At 33.5% G+C, this 15,419-nt stretch carries 14 protein-coding genes; 10 read left to right on the top strand and 4 right to left on the bottom strand.

The window, feature by feature from the left end:
• Window positions 1-11: 11 nt before the first annotated feature.
• The 3 genes from DCO46_RS03390 (at window position 12) to DCO46_RS03380 (ending at window position 2,764) form a co-directional block, all read left to right on the top strand.
• Window positions 12-1,484 carry a PLP-dependent aminotransferase family protein gene (locus tag DCO46_RS03390; RefSeq protein ID WP_116751172.1) on the top strand — a complete coding sequence of 491 codons (1,473 nt, stop codon included), beginning with the start codon at window positions 12-14 and terminating at the stop codon, window positions 1,482-1,484.
• Window positions 1,485-1,602: 118 nt separating this feature from the next.
• Window positions 1,603-2,037, top strand: coding sequence for a GNAT family N-acetyltransferase (locus tag DCO46_RS03385; protein ID WP_116751171.1), 435 nt, complete (start codon window positions 1,603-1,605; stop codon window positions 2,035-2,037).
• 85 nt (window positions 2,038-2,122) lie between these two features.
• A complete protein-coding gene (locus DCO46_RS03380; RefSeq protein ID WP_116751170.1) occupies window positions 2,123-2,764 on the top strand; it encodes an FMN-dependent NADH-azoreductase in 642 nt (213 codons plus the stop codon).
• On the opposite strand, the gene DCO46_RS03375 is transcribed toward DCO46_RS03380, so the two are convergent.
• Window positions 2,759-3,340, bottom strand: coding sequence for a Crp/Fnr family transcriptional regulator (locus tag DCO46_RS03375; protein ID WP_116751169.1), 582 nt, complete (start codon window positions 3,338-3,340; stop codon window positions 2,759-2,761). The genes DCO46_RS03380 and DCO46_RS03375 overlap by 6 nt on opposite strands.
• A 150-nt stretch (window positions 3,341-3,490) precedes the next feature.
• Here DCO46_RS03375 and DCO46_RS03370 point away from each other — a divergent pair, with 150 nt between their 5' ends.
• Window positions 3,491-3,934 (top strand): carboxymuconolactone decarboxylase family protein, encoded by a 444-nt coding sequence (locus tag DCO46_RS03370; RefSeq protein ID WP_116751168.1) that lies wholly within the window; start codon window positions 3,491-3,493, stop codon window positions 3,932-3,934.
• Between the two features lie 81 nt (window positions 3,935-4,015).
• On the opposite strand, the gene DCO46_RS03365 is transcribed toward DCO46_RS03370, so the two are convergent.
• Complete coding sequence (locus DCO46_RS03365; RefSeq protein ID WP_116751167.1) at window positions 4,016-4,471, bottom strand: DoxX family protein; 456 nt, start codon at window positions 4,469-4,471, stop codon at window positions 4,016-4,018.
• Between the two features lie 382 nt (window positions 4,472-4,853).
• On the opposite strand from DCO46_RS03365, the gene DCO46_RS03360 reads away from it, so the two are divergent.
• Window positions 4,854-5,048 (top strand): YqaE/Pmp3 family membrane protein, encoded by a 195-nt coding sequence (locus tag DCO46_RS03360; protein WP_116751166.1) that lies wholly within the window; start codon window positions 4,854-4,856, stop codon window positions 5,046-5,048.
• Window positions 5,049-5,226: 178 nt separating this feature from the next.
• On the opposite strand, the gene DCO46_RS03355 is transcribed toward DCO46_RS03360, so the two are convergent.
• Window positions 5,227-6,228, bottom strand: a complete 1,002-nt coding sequence (locus tag DCO46_RS03355) for a hypothetical protein (protein WP_116751165.1) — start codon at window positions 6,226-6,228, stop codon at window positions 5,227-5,229.
• Window positions 6,229-7,139: 911 nt separating this feature from the next.
• Between DCO46_RS03355 and DCO46_RS03350 the strand changes: the two genes are divergently transcribed.
• Window positions 7,140-11,096 (top strand): WG repeat-containing protein, encoded by a 3,957-nt coding sequence (locus tag DCO46_RS03350; RefSeq protein ID WP_165828796.1) that lies wholly within the window; start codon window positions 7,140-7,142, stop codon window positions 11,094-11,096.
• Window positions 11,097-11,122: 26 nt separating this feature from the next.
• Here the strand turns inward: DCO46_RS03350 and DCO46_RS03345 are convergent, their stop codons facing one another.
• Window positions 11,123-11,818 (bottom strand): pseudouridine synthase, encoded by a 696-nt coding sequence (locus tag DCO46_RS03345; protein ID WP_116751163.1) that lies wholly within the window; start codon window positions 11,816-11,818, stop codon window positions 11,123-11,125.
• 220 nt (window positions 11,819-12,038) lie between these two features.
• On the opposite strand from DCO46_RS03345, the gene DCO46_RS03340 reads away from it, so the two are divergent.
• The 4 genes from DCO46_RS03340 to DCO46_RS03325 all read left to right on the top strand — a co-directional run bounded on the left by DCO46_RS03340 (window position 12,039) and on the right by DCO46_RS03325 (window position 15,240).
• Window positions 12,039-12,722 carry a hypothetical protein gene (locus DCO46_RS03340; protein WP_116751162.1) on the top strand — a complete coding sequence of 228 codons (684 nt, stop codon included), beginning with the start codon at window positions 12,039-12,041 and terminating at the stop codon, window positions 12,720-12,722.
• 128 nt (window positions 12,723-12,850) lie between these two features.
• Window positions 12,851-13,756, top strand: coding sequence for a hypothetical protein (locus tag DCO46_RS03335; protein WP_116751161.1), 906 nt, complete (start codon window positions 12,851-12,853; stop codon window positions 13,754-13,756).
• 114 nt (window positions 13,757-13,870) lie between these two features.
• On the top strand, window positions 13,871-14,500 hold the full coding sequence (locus DCO46_RS03330) for a hypothetical protein (protein ID WP_116751160.1): 630 nt from the start codon (window positions 13,871-13,873) through the stop codon (window positions 14,498-14,500).
• Between the two features lie 185 nt (window positions 14,501-14,685).
• Complete coding sequence (locus DCO46_RS03325; RefSeq protein WP_116751159.1) at window positions 14,686-15,240, top strand: REP-associated tyrosine transposase; 555 nt, start codon at window positions 14,686-14,688, stop codon at window positions 15,238-15,240.
• Window positions 15,241-15,419 lie beyond the last annotated feature (179 nt).

Below are 15,419 nucleotides of genomic sequence, written 5' to 3'. Positions count from 1 at the left end.
AAAATATTCCTATGCTTCCGTATAAAAATCTTATCATAATTGATAAAAAAGACGTTCTTCCGGTTTACAGGCAGATTTCACAACAGTTTATCACCTTAATTCAGGAAGGAAAACTTCCTCCCGGGTCTGTGCTTCCAAGTACCCGCAATCTTGCTTTTGATCTTCAGCTTCACAGAAAAACAATAGTCGCAGCGTATGAAACCCTTGTTTCTGAAAACTGGGTAGATAACCTTCCCCGCAAAAGCTACACCGTATCGCCAAATCTGCCAACAGTAAGACCAAGATCGTATAATAGTAAAAGGGTGAGCCCGTTTGCAGAAGCAGGAAATTTTGATTTTGACCATTATGAACTTGTAATGCCTTTATCCCGTTCGTCAAATAACTATCGGATAGAGATCAATGATGGATTTCCCGATATTTCACTGCTTCCTGATCAGGCTATATCAAAGCAGTTTAAGAAAGCTTTGGAATTTTCTGCTTCAGGCAGACATCCCGGGGTAAATTTAGACGGAGGTTCCTCCAACTTCAAGACTTCGCTGCGTTCATTTCTTAACCGGACACGAGGGATTGATATGGAAGAAGAGAACTTATTTACAACCCGCGGCGCTCAGATGGCGATTTACATTGCAGCATCGCTTATTATAAAACCCGGTGACAAAGTTGTGGTTAGTGAACCGAGTTATTTTATAGCAGAATCACTTTTTGAGAAGCTGGGTGCCGAACTTATCCGGGTGCCAATGGACGGCGACGGAATGTGTACGGACAGACTGGAAGCTATTCTTAAAAAAAATGTCATAAAAATGCTTTACATCATTCCGCATCATCATCATCCTACAACAGTTACAATGAGCATGAAAAGGAGAAATCATCTGATGGAACTTATTACGGCTTATAACTTTGCGGTTATCGAAGATGATTATGATTATGATTTCCAGTTCAAGTATGATCCCTATTTGCCTTTGGCCAGCGGTGATCACGGAGGGCGTATTATTTATATAGGCTCGCTGACAAAAGTTTTGGGTTTTCCTTTTCGTCTGGGCTACATGATTGCTACTGCTGATTTTCTGCAGGCTGCTGCACGAATGCGGACTCTTATTGATTTGAGAGGTGATTTTATAATGGAAGAAACAATTTCGGGCATGATAGCTAATGGGGATCTGACCCGTCATATTCAAAAAACCAATAAGCTCTATTCACAAAGGTGCGATTTCCTGTCTGATTTGGTAAGTACGGAACTGGGCGACATGATCGACTTTACGAAACCGACAGGCGGAATGGCTTTATGGCTTAAATGGAAACCTCAGTATGATTTATCTAAAATCATTAAAAAGACTGAACTCAAAGGAGTTGCCATAAGAGGCAGTGCCTATTGCAACGGAAAGGATGCTCATTTTAATGCCTTCAGGTTTGGTTTTGCTTCCTTAAATGAAGAAAAACTTGCAGAAGCTGTTCATATCATAAAAACTTCGGCTCAGGGTCTCTGATATTAAATTTTCATATTCTATTTTATTTTTTCGTGGACTAGCTTATTATTATAATCTGGTCTCTGAAGGGCATTTTTATGGGTTTTAATTTTGCCTCATTAACAAATAAAATAAAATTATGGAGATAATAAATGTTCAGACAATTGCAGAAATAGAATTGGCAAAAGAGGCAATTTTACAGTTCAGAACCAATTTAGAACCGGATCGTGTGGTGCAACAGGTTCTTGAAATGATTACAAACGGAGGCTTTCAACTGGCGTGCATACTATCTGATGACGGAAGTAAGGGCGCAGCGTTTGCAGGATTCAGAAATATTGATATGCTGAGAACCGGAAAAATGATCTATATCGATGATCTTTTTACATTGCCTGAATACCGTGGGCGTGGTTATGCCGGAAAACTGTTGGATTATGTAGATCAGCTGGCGGTGCAGAAAAATATAAAATCGGTGCATCTGGACAGCGGTTTCCCCCTGCATCCCGCTCATAGGCTTTATTTAAGCAAAGGATACTTTCTGGCCTGTCACCATTTTACAAAAATGATGGAAGTATAGTCAGGTAAAATACTTTAGCTGTTTCTTCAACTACATTAACTTTTGCAATAAACCGTCAGGCTAGATTTGCATTAAAATTATCAATATGAAAAAAATACTAGTAATAAACGCAAGTGCACGCGGGGAAAGATCTCACAGTAGAAGGCTTACGGATGTTTTTGTGGAATATTACAAAGAATGTAAGCCGGAATCGCCCATAAAATTCAGGGATTTAGGCACAAGCAATATTCCCCATATAAATGAAAAATGGATAGCCGGTGCGTTTAAACCGGAAGGAGAAAGAACAATCGAGGAAACAGAGGCACTAAAATTTAGTGCAGAACTTATAAAAGAGCTGAAAAATGCTGATGTAATTGTTCTTGGATCTCCAATGTACAACTGGTCTGTTCCAAGTGTACTAAAAGCTTATATCGATCAGGTTTTAAGGGTAAACGAAACCTGGGAAGTCAATCGAGAGGATCAGAAGAATCCGTACATTGGACTTTTGAAAAATAAGTCGTTGTATCTTCTTCTTTCAAGAGGTGCGCAGGGTTATGAAAAAGGAGGTTATAATGAGCATATGAATTTTCAGTCTGATTATTTGAAGACCGTGTTCAATATTATTGGCATCACCGATATTGAGGAAGTAAGCGTCAATGGCGAGGCTTTTGGTAGTGAAGAATTTGAACTTGCAAGGAAAAATTCAAAAGCCCGAATAAAAGAGCTTATCAAAACACAGTTATTATAATTCTTTTTTTGCCCGCAGCATACTCATAAACTGCGGTGTAAAACCCAAAAATGAGGCCAGCATATATTGCGGAACAATCTGAACGAAATCAGGAAACGAATTTATAAACTGTAAATATCGTTCTTCAGCAGATTCGCAGAGAATCAGCTCCATTTTCTTCAGGGACGCAGTATATGCTTTCTGCATCATCAATCTGAAATAGGTGTTGAGTTCAGGAACTTCAGTAAACAGCTGTTGATAATCGGAACGGTTTAGAACAAGCATTTCTGTATTTTGTACTGCCTGTATGAAATATTCAGACGGCTTTTCGGTCTCAAAACTCTGAAAATCACTTATCCACCATCCCGAAATAGCAAATTGTAATATCTGCTCAAATCCATTCTCTGTATTTCGATAAAACCGCAGGCATCCTTTGGTTACAAAATAGTAGGAGGAACAGACTTCGTATTCTTTGAGCAAAAAATCTTTGCGTCCTGCTTTTCGGTATTTTATTTTCGAGAGCAGCAGCTTTTCCTGATCCGGACTCAGGGTTGCAAATCTTTTGATATGACTGAACAGTATTTCGTGCGGATTCATAATGCTGGATGTTATTTGATGGACTTCCTTCGGATATTTCCTGAAACCAAAGATAATTTTTGTCTAAAACTTATTTCTTCAAGTACTTTAATTTTTTAGAACTGCAGTATACTCAATTTTGCATCATTAATAACTTAAATACAGAATAAAATGAGTCAAAGAGTAATTATCAGTGAAGTTGAGCCTCAGGCTTATGAAGTAATGTTCGGGTTTGAAAAATACCTTGCAAAATCCAATCTGGACGCTTCACTAAAAGAATTGATTAAAATTAGAGTATCTCAAATCAACGGCTGTGCATTTTGTATCAATCTGCATACAAAAGATGCCAGAAAAGGAGGAGAGACAGAACAAAGAATTTATGCCTTAAATGCATGGAGAGAAACTTCTTTTTTTAGCGAGATGGAAAAGGCAGTACTGGCGCTTGCCGAAGAAATGACTTTTATAAACAAAGGTGTTTCTGAGAAGACCTACAATGATATCGCCAAACTCATGGACGAGGTTACACTTTCTCAGACCATTATGGCTATAATCACCATAAACGCCTGGAACAGAATTGCCATTACCACGCATCAGCAGCCGGTTCTGGACCAATAGAAGTTTAGTTTTCAGTCACCGTTTTGAGTAAAAATAAACTGAAAACGGTGACTGAATTAATATTTACCGCCAGAATCTTGTTTACAGGTTGATTCCTTCTGATTTATTCATATAACTGTCAATACTCCATTTAAAATTATTCAATGTAGCAAGCAGTAATGCGCCTCCTGTAAAAACAAAAACCGGATATTGAAAAGGTGCACCAATTCCTGATGCAAAAATCATAAATACGGCAAAAGTCGCTGTTATAAGTGCTGCCCCGATAGCGGCCAGTTTTGTTTTAAAACCTGCTATTAAACAAATTCCGATAATAACTTCTGCAATGGTAGCCGTAAGTCCAAATATATTTGCAACAGATCTTCCGGCAAACGGAATAAGGGTATTCGTATAGTCTATAAAATGCTCCCAGTCTCCCCAGGCAACTTTACCTGATCCTGGAAGTCCCATTAATCCGATTCGGTCCATAACCGGTAAAATAAAGCCTAATCCCAATGCGATACGAAGAAACAATTGTGGTATTTCGTTTGAATTTTTCATTTAATGATTTTTAAAATAGTTAGGAAATTCGTATTTTTTATTTTGGCAGCTCAAAATTAAGAAGGGGCAAGGCGAGGATTTTAGACCAGTTTTGGTTTGTTAAGTAGTCCAGAATATATTAAAAAAGGATAAACATTTTCTGCCATGCTTTTGAGGTTCGATTTAGTTTTAAAACCGCCAGAACAAAGCCTGCAAAAGGATAAGGAGAGTGTGACAGCAGCCTTTGAAAAAATGATAAAGAAGATAAGGGTGAATTGATATCGAAAAGGATTTAATATTATATTTGAAAACGGCAACTCAGCAATACAGAATAAATTTTCGGGTTATTTTAAAATTAAGCTGTACGAGTTGTTGCAATGTTAAATCATCAAACAAATCAATTATGACTTTAATCGCTATTTTCTTTCCGTGTATTTCTTTCCTGTTAAGGGGAAAGATCCTGACCGCAATTATTTGCCTGATTCTTCAGGTAACTTTAATAGGCTGGATACCTGCTGCCATATGGGCCGTAATATCATTACAAAATTCAAGAGCCGACAGACGCAATAACAAGTTAATAAGAGCAATGAAAAAATAATACCCTCATTTGGTACAAAGAAGCTCAGGTAAAGTGATATATTTATTACTTCTCCTGAGCTTTTTCTTTTACTAAAATGGTGATTTCCTGCATGTTTATAAAACAATAAACAGGTTTAGCCCAAAAAAAATAACCTGCCCGGGATAGGGCAGGTTATAGTTATGCTATAATTTATTTTCTATAGAACATAAGTGGCAGTTCCGTAATTTGGCCACAAACTAGTTGCAGTTGCAAGAAAAATTGAATTAACATGTATTTTTAACCCAAATTTATTTCCACTGAAGTTTTGGCTATTAATAGTATTAGCAGTAGCACTTCTCATGTATAAGTCAGTTAAGAATGTATTGCTATAACATTGTAACATGGTTAACTTCGTATTAGAATCAAAGTTCAATGTTACCCATTTGTTAGAAGAAACATTTGTTAGTGTAAGATTAACATAAGGAGCAAAATTAAATGATGTTAACTGATTTCCCTGAATAAAAAGACTTGTAATTCCTGTATTACCATTTAAATTCAATGTAGTTAACGAGTTACTGTAACACCATACACCCCATAGGTTTGTAGAGGAAGGAAGGATAAGACTTGTTAAAGCATTGCTATGACACCAAATCTCAGACAATTTAGTATTTGCAGTTAAATTCAAGGAGGTAATTTGATTGTAATGACACTCTAATATTCTTAGGTTTGTTAACCCTGAAATATCCAATGTTGTTAAGTTATTTCCCGTAACAGTTAATTGAACTAACGATGTAAAGCTGTTAATCCCGGTTAAATTTGAAATTCCTTTGCTTGCTAAATACAACCCGCCGCGTGTATTATCTATTTCAATATAATTATCTCCAGGGGATAATACATCCGTAGCCGCACCTAAATCTAACAAGGCTTGTCGAAATGCTGCATCTGGTACATAGGTAGTTACAAAAGCAGCTTTTTTGGCAGTTAATGATTTTTGCTCTTTTTCCAGATCTTTTCTGGACTCCAAAAACTGTGGATGCTTAGCTTTTAGATAATCGTCAGGCTCCGGCGCTGGATTAAACGAATTTTTACTTAAGGAAGTAGTAGATGGGGTAGATTCATTTGTACTTTCATTTGTACTTTCATTTGTACTTTCATTTGTACTTTCATTTGTACAGGCAATAAAATTGAAAACCAAAACAATTAGTAGTAATTTTTTCATAATTTTAATAAATTTAATAAGTTATTTCGTAAAAGTAACTATTATAAATGTATTAATTACGTTTTTATGTTAATTTTTTGTAAATATTTTTAGACAATATTAACATTTCCTTTGTTTATAAGCATTCGCGCGATTTTTTATTTTTTTTTGTTAAAATTTAAAATATATAAAAAAGCGTTTGTGTTTTTTAGCACTGGTTTCGGCTTTCATATTCACTTCATAACCGTAGCCAAAGGCAATTAATTTACTGTTCGTTAATCCGCTATTCCGCAATACATTATTTATCCTGTAAGACCTATGATAAATGGAATAGGAGTACGGTAAGAAATTTGAGATTCAGACTAACTAAGCTCTTAAGTTTGTTTTACAAAAACAATAAGCCGGTAAATACTAGTGGTCGCATAATTTTACTATAGGTTAAAAGGTTAGATTGTTTGGGCAGCTTCAAAAATAGGATATATTTTCTTATAAAAAAAAGCGATTGAAAGTATAGTATTTGAAAAGAAGTTCTTACATTATGCAAATTCTTATCGCTAAATAATTCTGCTTTTTAACTGCAAACACCTATTGTTGCTGGGTTGCAGAGACAAAAAATGTACTATGATAAAAGAAGTCAGGAAATGATAATCTATTATAAGTTGATTTTTTTGTTACGTCTCCCAACCTTTTTCCATTTTGATGCATCTATGTTTATAAGAAGGACATTTAGTTTAAAGATTTTTGTTTATTAATCCTGTAATGGAATAAATTTCGTTTTTTTACTTCTGTAAAAAGTTGAAAACATAAAAGATGTTTGTACAGCATATCTTATTAGATTCAGTAATAAAAACAGATCGCATTCATGGATGAAATTGAACAACAAAAAACTAAATAAGGATTTCAAAAAACCGATACCATTTTATCAGCATTCCATGAAAAAAACATTACTATTCATACTTGTCTTAATCCCTTTAATTGGTTTTTCTCAAAACAGCGAAGCTTTAAGAGAACAAGCCATGCAATTTTTTAATCAAGGAAAATTTAACGAATCGCTGGCAGGTTTTGAAAAAATACAAGACAAAGAAACACTTGAAAATACGAATGTCAATATATGGAAAGAACATATTTCGGACATTCAGAACCTGAAGTTTGTACCCGGCCAAAACTATAACCAAAAACTGGGAATCGTTAGTATTAAAACAGGCTTATTGGAACATTACGGAGTTTATGATGCTACTGCAAAGCAATTTGTAATTCCTCCGGTTTATGATCAGATTTACCCTATGGATGGTTATGAGAATGGCTTCCTGGTTTACAAAGGAAATAAAACAGGGCTATACAATGCCGAAGGCCAGTTTATTATTCCGTTGGGAAATCATACCATGCGATTTTGGGCCTCCAGCAGGCTCATTAATACGAAGCAATTCAAAATCAGTCCGTTGTCGGATGAACAGAAATACGCTATTTATGATCTCAATGGTAAATTATTGCTTGATAATGCTGAAATCAGGTATGATTACTTTAAGCCTTTAGTTATCATAAAAAACAATAAAAACCAGTTTCAGTTATATAATGCAGAGCAGAATAAAATTATTTTAGACAATTGTTCTGAGATTAAACCTGTTCCGTTTGATTACAGCGGAGATTTTGATTTTGTTTTGGTTCGAAAAGACAATCAGAGCTTTTTTTACAATACAAAAACCAATACACTTCAGCCAAATCCTGATTTTGAAACGGTAATTGATATTGATTCTGAAGATCAGCAACAGGCTTCTTATATTCTGAATCTAAAAAACGGAATTACAGAAGAATCAGCATACGAAAAATACCTTTTTGTAAAGAAAAATAACAAAACAGGAATTTATAACCTCAAACAAAAAAAATATTTGTTTCCGGCGGTTTACGATTCGATTTCACCTTTATTGAATTGTCTTAATGATAATGTATGGAAAAACCTTATTTACGATGAACCTGTCACAAAGGCTTTGGGATATAGTATTGAAGGGTTAAAAAATAATCTGGCGTTTTTTGTATTCTCCAAAAATGGAAAGTACGGCGTAAAAAACATTTACGGCGATAAACGATTAGAACCTGAATATGATGAAGTTGATCTTTCTTCACGGGTTTTAATTTTTAGAAAAGGAAAAAAATGGGGTTTTTTGGGACGGGACAATAAAGTAACAAAACCAAAATTCGATTATGCCGAAGGAGATGGTAATAACGTCAAAGTGTTTAGTAATGGTAACTGGTATACCTATCAGTATAATTATACGAAGAAGAAGTATGATATTACAAAACCTGAAAAAGAAGAAGATGACCCGGAACGCAAAGCCGAACGTGAGTTAAACCGAAAAAGAAAAGATCCGAATTTTATAGAATACTCAGACTTAGATTATGACGGTGATGATGACAGGAAGATCAAAAGAAAAATGATTAAAAAAGGCAATCTGTATGGCATTGCAGATTTAAGAAATAAAGAAATTATTCCCCCGGTTTATAAAGCTGTTTATCTGGAAGGTGATAAATTCCTGATACAAACTAACGATAAATGCGGAGGTTTACTAGATCAGGACGGAAAGGAAATTATTCCGTTTGTTTATGGAGGCGTAAACCTTTTGAGAAATAATTTGTACAAAGTGTATGAAGGGCTCAAAACCGGCGTATTTGATATTGCAGCCAGAAAAGAGATAATTCCTCCCGTATACAATGTCATACAGGCAATTAATGACGATCTGTTTTTGGCTATGAATGATCAGGAGTTATACGGCATTATCGACAAGGAAAACAAAATAGTTTATCCATTTGCAATTCAGCCGTATGGTTTGACCGATTTGAGGTTGTCTTCCAATGATTTTTTTGTTTTGTCCAGATTCAAAGATGCTGAGTTTTCAGTGGCTTCATTAATTAGGATTACCAACGGAAAAGCCACAGATGTTTTTGATCAGGAAGTACTGTCGCGTTGCTTTTTGGGGTATTCCAAAAGAATGTTATGGATTAAGGAAAAGGATGCCATTCGTTTTTATGACTTATCGAAAGCTGAATTTTTGGATCAGCAATTCAGGGAAAGTATTTATATAAAAGAAGAAGACCGTTATTTGTTAAAAAAAGACCAGCTTTTTGAATATCAGATCTATAGATCAGAAAATGTAACCAAACGAACCGATCCTGTCGTTGCCCGGTATAATGAATATTATTTGTACGAAGAGAATAATAAAATGGGGTTAATCAATAAAAAGGGAGAAAAATCTAAAGTCGCTTTTCCTAAAGTTTCCTTTTTAAATTATGTACCACAACCCAAAACGTTGTTTAAATATTATGTAAGCACGACATCAGAGCGAAACGGTTTGATTGATTTTGACGGAAATGTTGTGGTAGAAGCAGAAAAGTATGATGATATCAGGCCAATAAGCAAGTCCGAAATTGGTTTGCCGTTTCCGGATAGTGAATTTAAAGCCGACGAAATTAGTTTCATTTTCGCCTGTACAGACAAATCAGATTCGGACTATGACATCATCGATTATATTTCTTTGAACGGGAGAAAAATGGCTACTCAAAAAATAGAAAAAGGATATGAATCGTATTACGTTCAAAACCAAAAAGGATTGCTGTTTTTTAAAACAAATGATGCTCTTCAAATGTTTGATTTAAAGACAGGTAAAACAGTATTGAAAACAAAAAGCGCTTTTATACAGGGAGATTATACCCGAAATATTTTTACCAATTTGTATTATACAAATCAAAATTCAGGAGAAAAAGAAAGAAGAATACAACTCATAAACAGTAACGGAACCATTATAACCGACATAAGCTATAACTCCGCTGATGAACAAGCTGATCACAGCAAATACGGCTACAGCAGAATCAAAACATGGGAAAATCCATTGATTGCCAAAAGAGATAATAAATACGGTCTGGTCACTTTTGAAAATAAAATACTATACCCGTTTGTTTGTGATACCATTAGTTATACAGAAAACAATTATTATGCTTTTCTGGAGGCAGAGAAAAACGGCAAAAAAGGAATATTAGACACCAAAGGCCGGGTTTTGCTCGACATTAAATACGATCAATTTGAGTTGGTGAATTCGTATGAAACTAAAGAAAACCGCGATGATGAAAGACACCTTTCGCCCAGAACATTTAATATAATCGTAAAGGAAAAAGACAAATACGGACTGCTGGACAGCCAGTTAAACCCAATTTTAGAAACCGATTTTGATCAAATTGAAATAGGGAGTAAAATCATTACAAGCCCGATAGTAGTCAGAAAAAAAGAGTATTCAGTCGTTTTTGACAATAAAGGCCGATATCTGTTTCAGGTAAAATGTGATTCGCTTCGGGAGAATTATAAACTGGACTATTTTGAAATTTTTAAAGACGGCAAACAAGGCATTTTAGACAATAACGGAAATTTAATTTTCGATTACAAATACCCGAATGTTCGAAAAACAGAAATCGATAAACGCTTCATCATTCAAAAAGACAACAAGGAATATCTCATTGATGATAAAGGAAAAATACTGTCTGATGGTTTTAAGGAAATCAAAACCCTGGAGTACAGCAATGAGGAAAATTACCGATCTAAATTTTATTGCATTCTGACCAAAAATCAGGACAATAAAGTGGGGATGATCGACCAAAAAGGAAATACCATAATCCCGAACGAATATGATTCGATCACAGAAATTAGTGATTTACAATACATTCACGCCATTAAAGATGGCAAGTATGGTATTTTAGATTTCAGTAACCATATCGTTTTGCCATTTAAATTTACCGACAGAATATATTATCACAACTATAAAAAGTCTTTTGACTGTGATCGGGAAGATATCGAATATCGAATTACGCCCCAGAATGTTATATTAGAAGAAAGATATTCAAGATAAAAATGGCCTGATTTGCTACGGAAATTCTATTGATACTTACTCAGATCCAGATTAAGAATAGTGCCTACTTTGCTAAACTCTTCATTAACCTTGGCATTCAGGATTAGCTGTTCGTTGTTTATGGGATGATTAAAAATTAACTGATGGGCATGAAGCATCATTCCTTTGAGGTCAAAATTTTCCAGCCATAATTTATTTTGTTTGTTGCAGCCATGTGGGCGGCTTCCTAAAATGGGATGAAAAATATGTTTGAAATGTTTTCGTAACTGATGCATACGTCCGGTTTCGGGAATCGCTTCTACCAGACAATATCGGGAAGTGGGTTTATTGTTAAATTCTAACGCCACTTCGGCATTTTGCAAACGATGAAAGTACGTTATGGCATTTTGTGTAACGTCATCATCATTCGTTAAATCATAATCAATCGTTAGTTCTTCGGGTGACCAGCCACGTAAAATGGCTAAATATTTTTTTTCGACTTCGCGTGTGGCAAAACGATCATTCATAATTTTGAGAACGGCTGTATCCAGCGCAAATAACAAAACACCGGATGTTTTGCGGTCTAACCGATGAACAGGATAAACATGTTGCCCAATTTGATTTCGCAATTCCTGAATGGCATACACTTTTGCATCGCGCGCATAAAATGATTTGTGAACCAACAACCCGCTTGGTTTATTAATGGCGATAATATATTCGTCCTGGTAAAGAATTTCTAACATTCGGCAAAAGTAAACGAGATTTCGATTGAAATGGCTTTTAAGGAGTTATTTATTTCTGTCGTTTTCTTTTTTATTTTTATAAGGTGAATTCAATATGAAAAAATAAAATTGAGTATAAATTGAATAATTTTTAACTGCGCAAAATAACTGCGTACTGCTTAAATATCTTTGAATTATTAATCTTTATGAATGATTTTATAAATTATAAAAACACAACATTATGGACAAATCAATTACATTTATGGAAAAATTATCCACTGGATATTCGTTTACTGAACTTGGATACAGAGATTATATTGCAGCGCGATTTTTACTTAATAACCATTATATAGTTCAAGGGCTCACTCTTGCCAGCATAGCCGTAGAAAAATATTTGAAAGCTATAATTGTTTTTAATCTACAGGAAAGAGAATGGTATAATTATCATTTTGACAAATTCGAACAGCTCAAAAATCTTCTGGTTAAAGTTAACAGTGACGTAACTCAAAAATTTGATCCCGTTTTCGTAGCAATATTAGAAAAGGCATTTAAAATCAGATATTACGATAAAATTGAAAAACCGATTTTTATGGGTTTTTACATTAATCAATTTATAGGGGAATTAGATTATACAATTGACTATTTGGAAAATTTTATTTTTAATACTCAAAGTTGCAGACAACCCATAACAGTATATAACAAAGCTGTTATAAACAAAGATTCAGGTCTATATTATAATAACTTTATACTAAAGAAAGAGAATAAAAAGTATTTTATGGAAAAACCTGATATAGGTTTTTCAATTTATATTAGCGTTGGATCTGTAGTTCATCAAGAAAAAATAGTAAAAGGTGGGAGTACACGAAATAAATATGAAGGACAAATAGCAGAATTCACCGAATTTGGTCCAGAGTTTATATTGTAATAATATCTTTTTCATACGATAGCTCGAATTTGCACAACGATAGCACGGAAGTCTGCCTAGATTTCAGAGATGTTCAATTGAAAAGCAACGTAAATGTCTCTGAATTTTTACATCTAATTACAAAGAAAATGATACACTTTGACTTTTACAATGATTTAAAAAACGAAATTTCCAAGATATTGAATGATTCTGGATTAAAGATTTCTTTAGATCAGAATATTCATAAAATATTAATTGATTTTTATAATTTAAATTCAAAGATTTTAGAACCGAAAAAGAGAAATGTTTTAGTAGTTCCTGACTTTGATAAGCAAATTTGTTTACACCACAAAAAATTAGAAATTCAAACAATTATTCAATTGGCTCAAGATGGGGGAAATTTAAATTGTTTCCAAACACATAGGATTATCCAATCCAAACAGATTGATCATTTAAGTAATGAGTGGAATATTTTTCATTTTCATCTATCATTGGAGCCTGACAAGAAATCTAAATTTGTAAAAAGAGGCAACCTTTTATTATTTGCTTATGTTAATGAAAAGGATATTGTATTTCTTGGACTTGATAAACATAAAGATTCATTTAGCGATATAAAGTGGCTTGAAATTTTGGAGAAAAATTATCCTCACATAATGAAAAAGTTTTTAGCACCAGATTTGCCACTAGTTGAACAAAATTTCACGACTTCGGATATAGAGAAAATGTGGCAAAGTGGTATATCATCTGGTTTTATGAATATTAATGGGAAAACATATTTATGTCCAGGATTTGGGAAAGTCACCAGTGGTTATAATATTAAAGTTGTTAAGAAAAGTAGCGATATTATAAATTGGATTACTCATATACAAGATATCATAAAAAAAGAAAATGATTTTTTTGATAATGAATTAATTAATTTGAAATTAAGGATTGGTGAAAAAACAATCGAAATATATGAAAATGAAAAAGGATATATATTTTTTGAATTTCCAAGTTTTGAGAAAAAAATAACTCACTACAAAAGCTATTATAATGAATTTGGGCAATCGGATTAATGAAAAGATGATTTTGTATTTGGGAGATTTGGCAAATCCCAAAATAGAATTAAATTTAATCTCAAATCTGCTATAGTAGCAGGGCATTAGTGCTAATCTTGAAAACAATCAAATATGATAAGACTTCCCGAAATACTAAAAGTGCAAATAAAAGAATCTATAAAATTGAATTCTATAAAAGGTGAAAAAGGTTGGAGGTTTTCAAAAGAAGATGAAGACTCACTTCTAGGACATTTTTTAGCAAATTTAATAACTGAGAAACAATACTTTGAGCAATCAGATAAAAAATATGAATGGGAAATTATTTATAATAAATTCAGAGGAAAGGGAAAAGATGCTTTGGAAAGTAAAATTGGAGCTGATGCAATTATTACCTTTGAAATTAAAAATAACATAACAAATCGGAAAACTATAAAATCTATTTTATTTCAGGCTAAAAAAGAAGGGAATAGAAGTGGACTCAGAGAGCAAAAAAATCTTATGGATAAGTTTGCCAAAGGCGGAAATTTCATATTTACTTGCGGTCCTAACGGATATTTTGCGCAAGATAACTTGGATGCTGAAAAAGTTAGGATTGGTGATTTTTTAGCAGACCAATTTGTAGCTTGTTTAATTGGAATTGAAGGTATGTTTTATGATGAAGACAATAAAGAATTAATTACAAGAAATAAAATCAAAACTAATTATTCGATTAAAGATGAAATCGTCATTGAAGTAGAAATTGATAAAAAAGACGACCGCTAACATCTACTACAATAGATTTGGAAAAACAGTTATTTAAAAGTAGATGTAACATAACCCGATCACGAGGATATATTTCCGCAACGATAGCGCAGATTTGCAATCTGTGCCCGCAAAGTATTTCTTCAAAACATAAATAAAAAATTAAAATTTTCCGCTATATCTTTTATTTTTGTAAGAAAAAAGATATGTCTACAAAATACAAAGCAACAACAACTGAGGAAGCATATTTTATAACTATAACTGCTGTAGGATGGATAGATATATTTACAAGACTAAATCAGAAAAATATTTTAATAAATGCTTTAAAATATTGCCAAGAAAACAAAGGTTTGGAGATTTATGCCTACTGTATTATGAGCAGTCATATTCATTTGATTTGCAAAGGGACGAATGGTTTTGTATTATCTGATATTATTAGAGATTTTAAAAAATTTACATCAAAAAAAATAATACAGACTATAATAAATGAACCTGAAAGCAGAAGAGAATGGATGCTTGAATATTTTCAAAAATCATGCGAGCATTTAAAAAAGGATCAGAATTATAAAGTTTGGCAAAATGGTTACCATGCAGAACATATTTATAGCAATAAGTTTATTAAGCAAAAAATAGATTACATCCATAATAATCCTGTAAAAGATAAAACTGTTAATTCGGCTGAAGATTATTATTTTAGTTCGGCAAGGAATTATTCCGACTTAGAAAATGATTTAGATATTGTTTTGTTATACTTATTTTAAAATACTCAACTACTGTCTTTACTTAGCTTTGCGGGCACAGATTGCAAATCTGCGCTAACGGTTCGCTAAATATGCATAACGATAGCGCGGATTTGTAATCCGTGCCCGTTCCTATATTAACATGAATGGATGTAAAGTATATAATTAAAAACTAGGCTTTCTGTTTTTTAATCTGTTAA

Source organism: Flavobacterium sp. HTF (genome assembly GCF_003105115.1).
GTDB lineage: Bacteria > Bacteroidota > Bacteroidia > Flavobacteriales > Flavobacteriaceae > Flavobacterium.
The sequence above is the reverse complement of the archived record's forward strand: the minus strand, read 5'-3'. Positions and strand labels throughout refer to the sequence as shown.

What these genes read in the sequence shown, in the direction of transcription:
- DCO46_RS03390 (WP_116751172.1), top strand. Translation starts at nt 12, where the DNA reads ATGCTTCCGTATAAAAATCTTATCATAATTGATAAAAAAGACGTTCTT.
- DCO46_RS03385 (WP_116751171.1), top strand. Translation starts at nt 1,603, where the DNA reads ATGGAGATAATAAATGTTCAGACAATTGCAGAAATAGAATTGGCAAAA.
- DCO46_RS03380 (WP_116751170.1), top strand. Translation starts at nt 2,123, where the DNA reads ATGAAAAAAATACTAGTAATAAACGCAAGTGCACGCGGGGAAAGATCT.
- DCO46_RS03375 (WP_116751169.1), bottom strand. Translation starts at nt 3,340, where the DNA reads ATGAATCCGCACGAAATACTGTTCAGTCATATCAAAAGATTTGCAACC.
- DCO46_RS03370 (WP_116751168.1), top strand. Translation starts at nt 3,491, where the DNA reads ATGAGTCAAAGAGTAATTATCAGTGAAGTTGAGCCTCAGGCTTATGAA.
- DCO46_RS03365 (WP_116751167.1), bottom strand. Translation starts at nt 4,471, where the DNA reads ATGAAAAATTCAAACGAAATACCACAATTGTTTCTTCGTATCGCATTG.
- DCO46_RS03360 (WP_116751166.1), top strand. Translation starts at nt 4,854, where the DNA reads ATGACTTTAATCGCTATTTTCTTTCCGTGTATTTCTTTCCTGTTAAGG.
- DCO46_RS03355 (WP_116751165.1), bottom strand. Translation starts at nt 6,228, where the DNA reads ATGAAAAAATTACTACTAATTGTTTTGGTTTTCAATTTTATTGCCTGT.
- DCO46_RS03350 (WP_165828796.1), top strand. Translation starts at nt 7,140, where the DNA reads ATGAAAAAAACATTACTATTCATACTTGTCTTAATCCCTTTAATTGGT.
- DCO46_RS03345 (WP_116751163.1), bottom strand. Translation starts at nt 11,818, where the DNA reads ATGTTAGAAATTCTTTACCAGGACGAATATATTATCGCCATTAATAAA.
- DCO46_RS03340 (WP_116751162.1), top strand. Translation starts at nt 12,039, where the DNA reads ATGGACAAATCAATTACATTTATGGAAAAATTATCCACTGGATATTCG.
- DCO46_RS03335 (WP_116751161.1), top strand. Translation starts at nt 12,851, where the DNA reads ATGATACACTTTGACTTTTACAATGATTTAAAAAACGAAATTTCCAAG.
- DCO46_RS03330 (WP_116751160.1), top strand. Translation starts at nt 13,871, where the DNA reads ATGATAAGACTTCCCGAAATACTAAAAGTGCAAATAAAAGAATCTATA.
- DCO46_RS03325 (WP_116751159.1), top strand. Translation starts at nt 14,686, where the DNA reads ATGTCTACAAAATACAAAGCAACAACAACTGAGGAAGCATATTTTATA.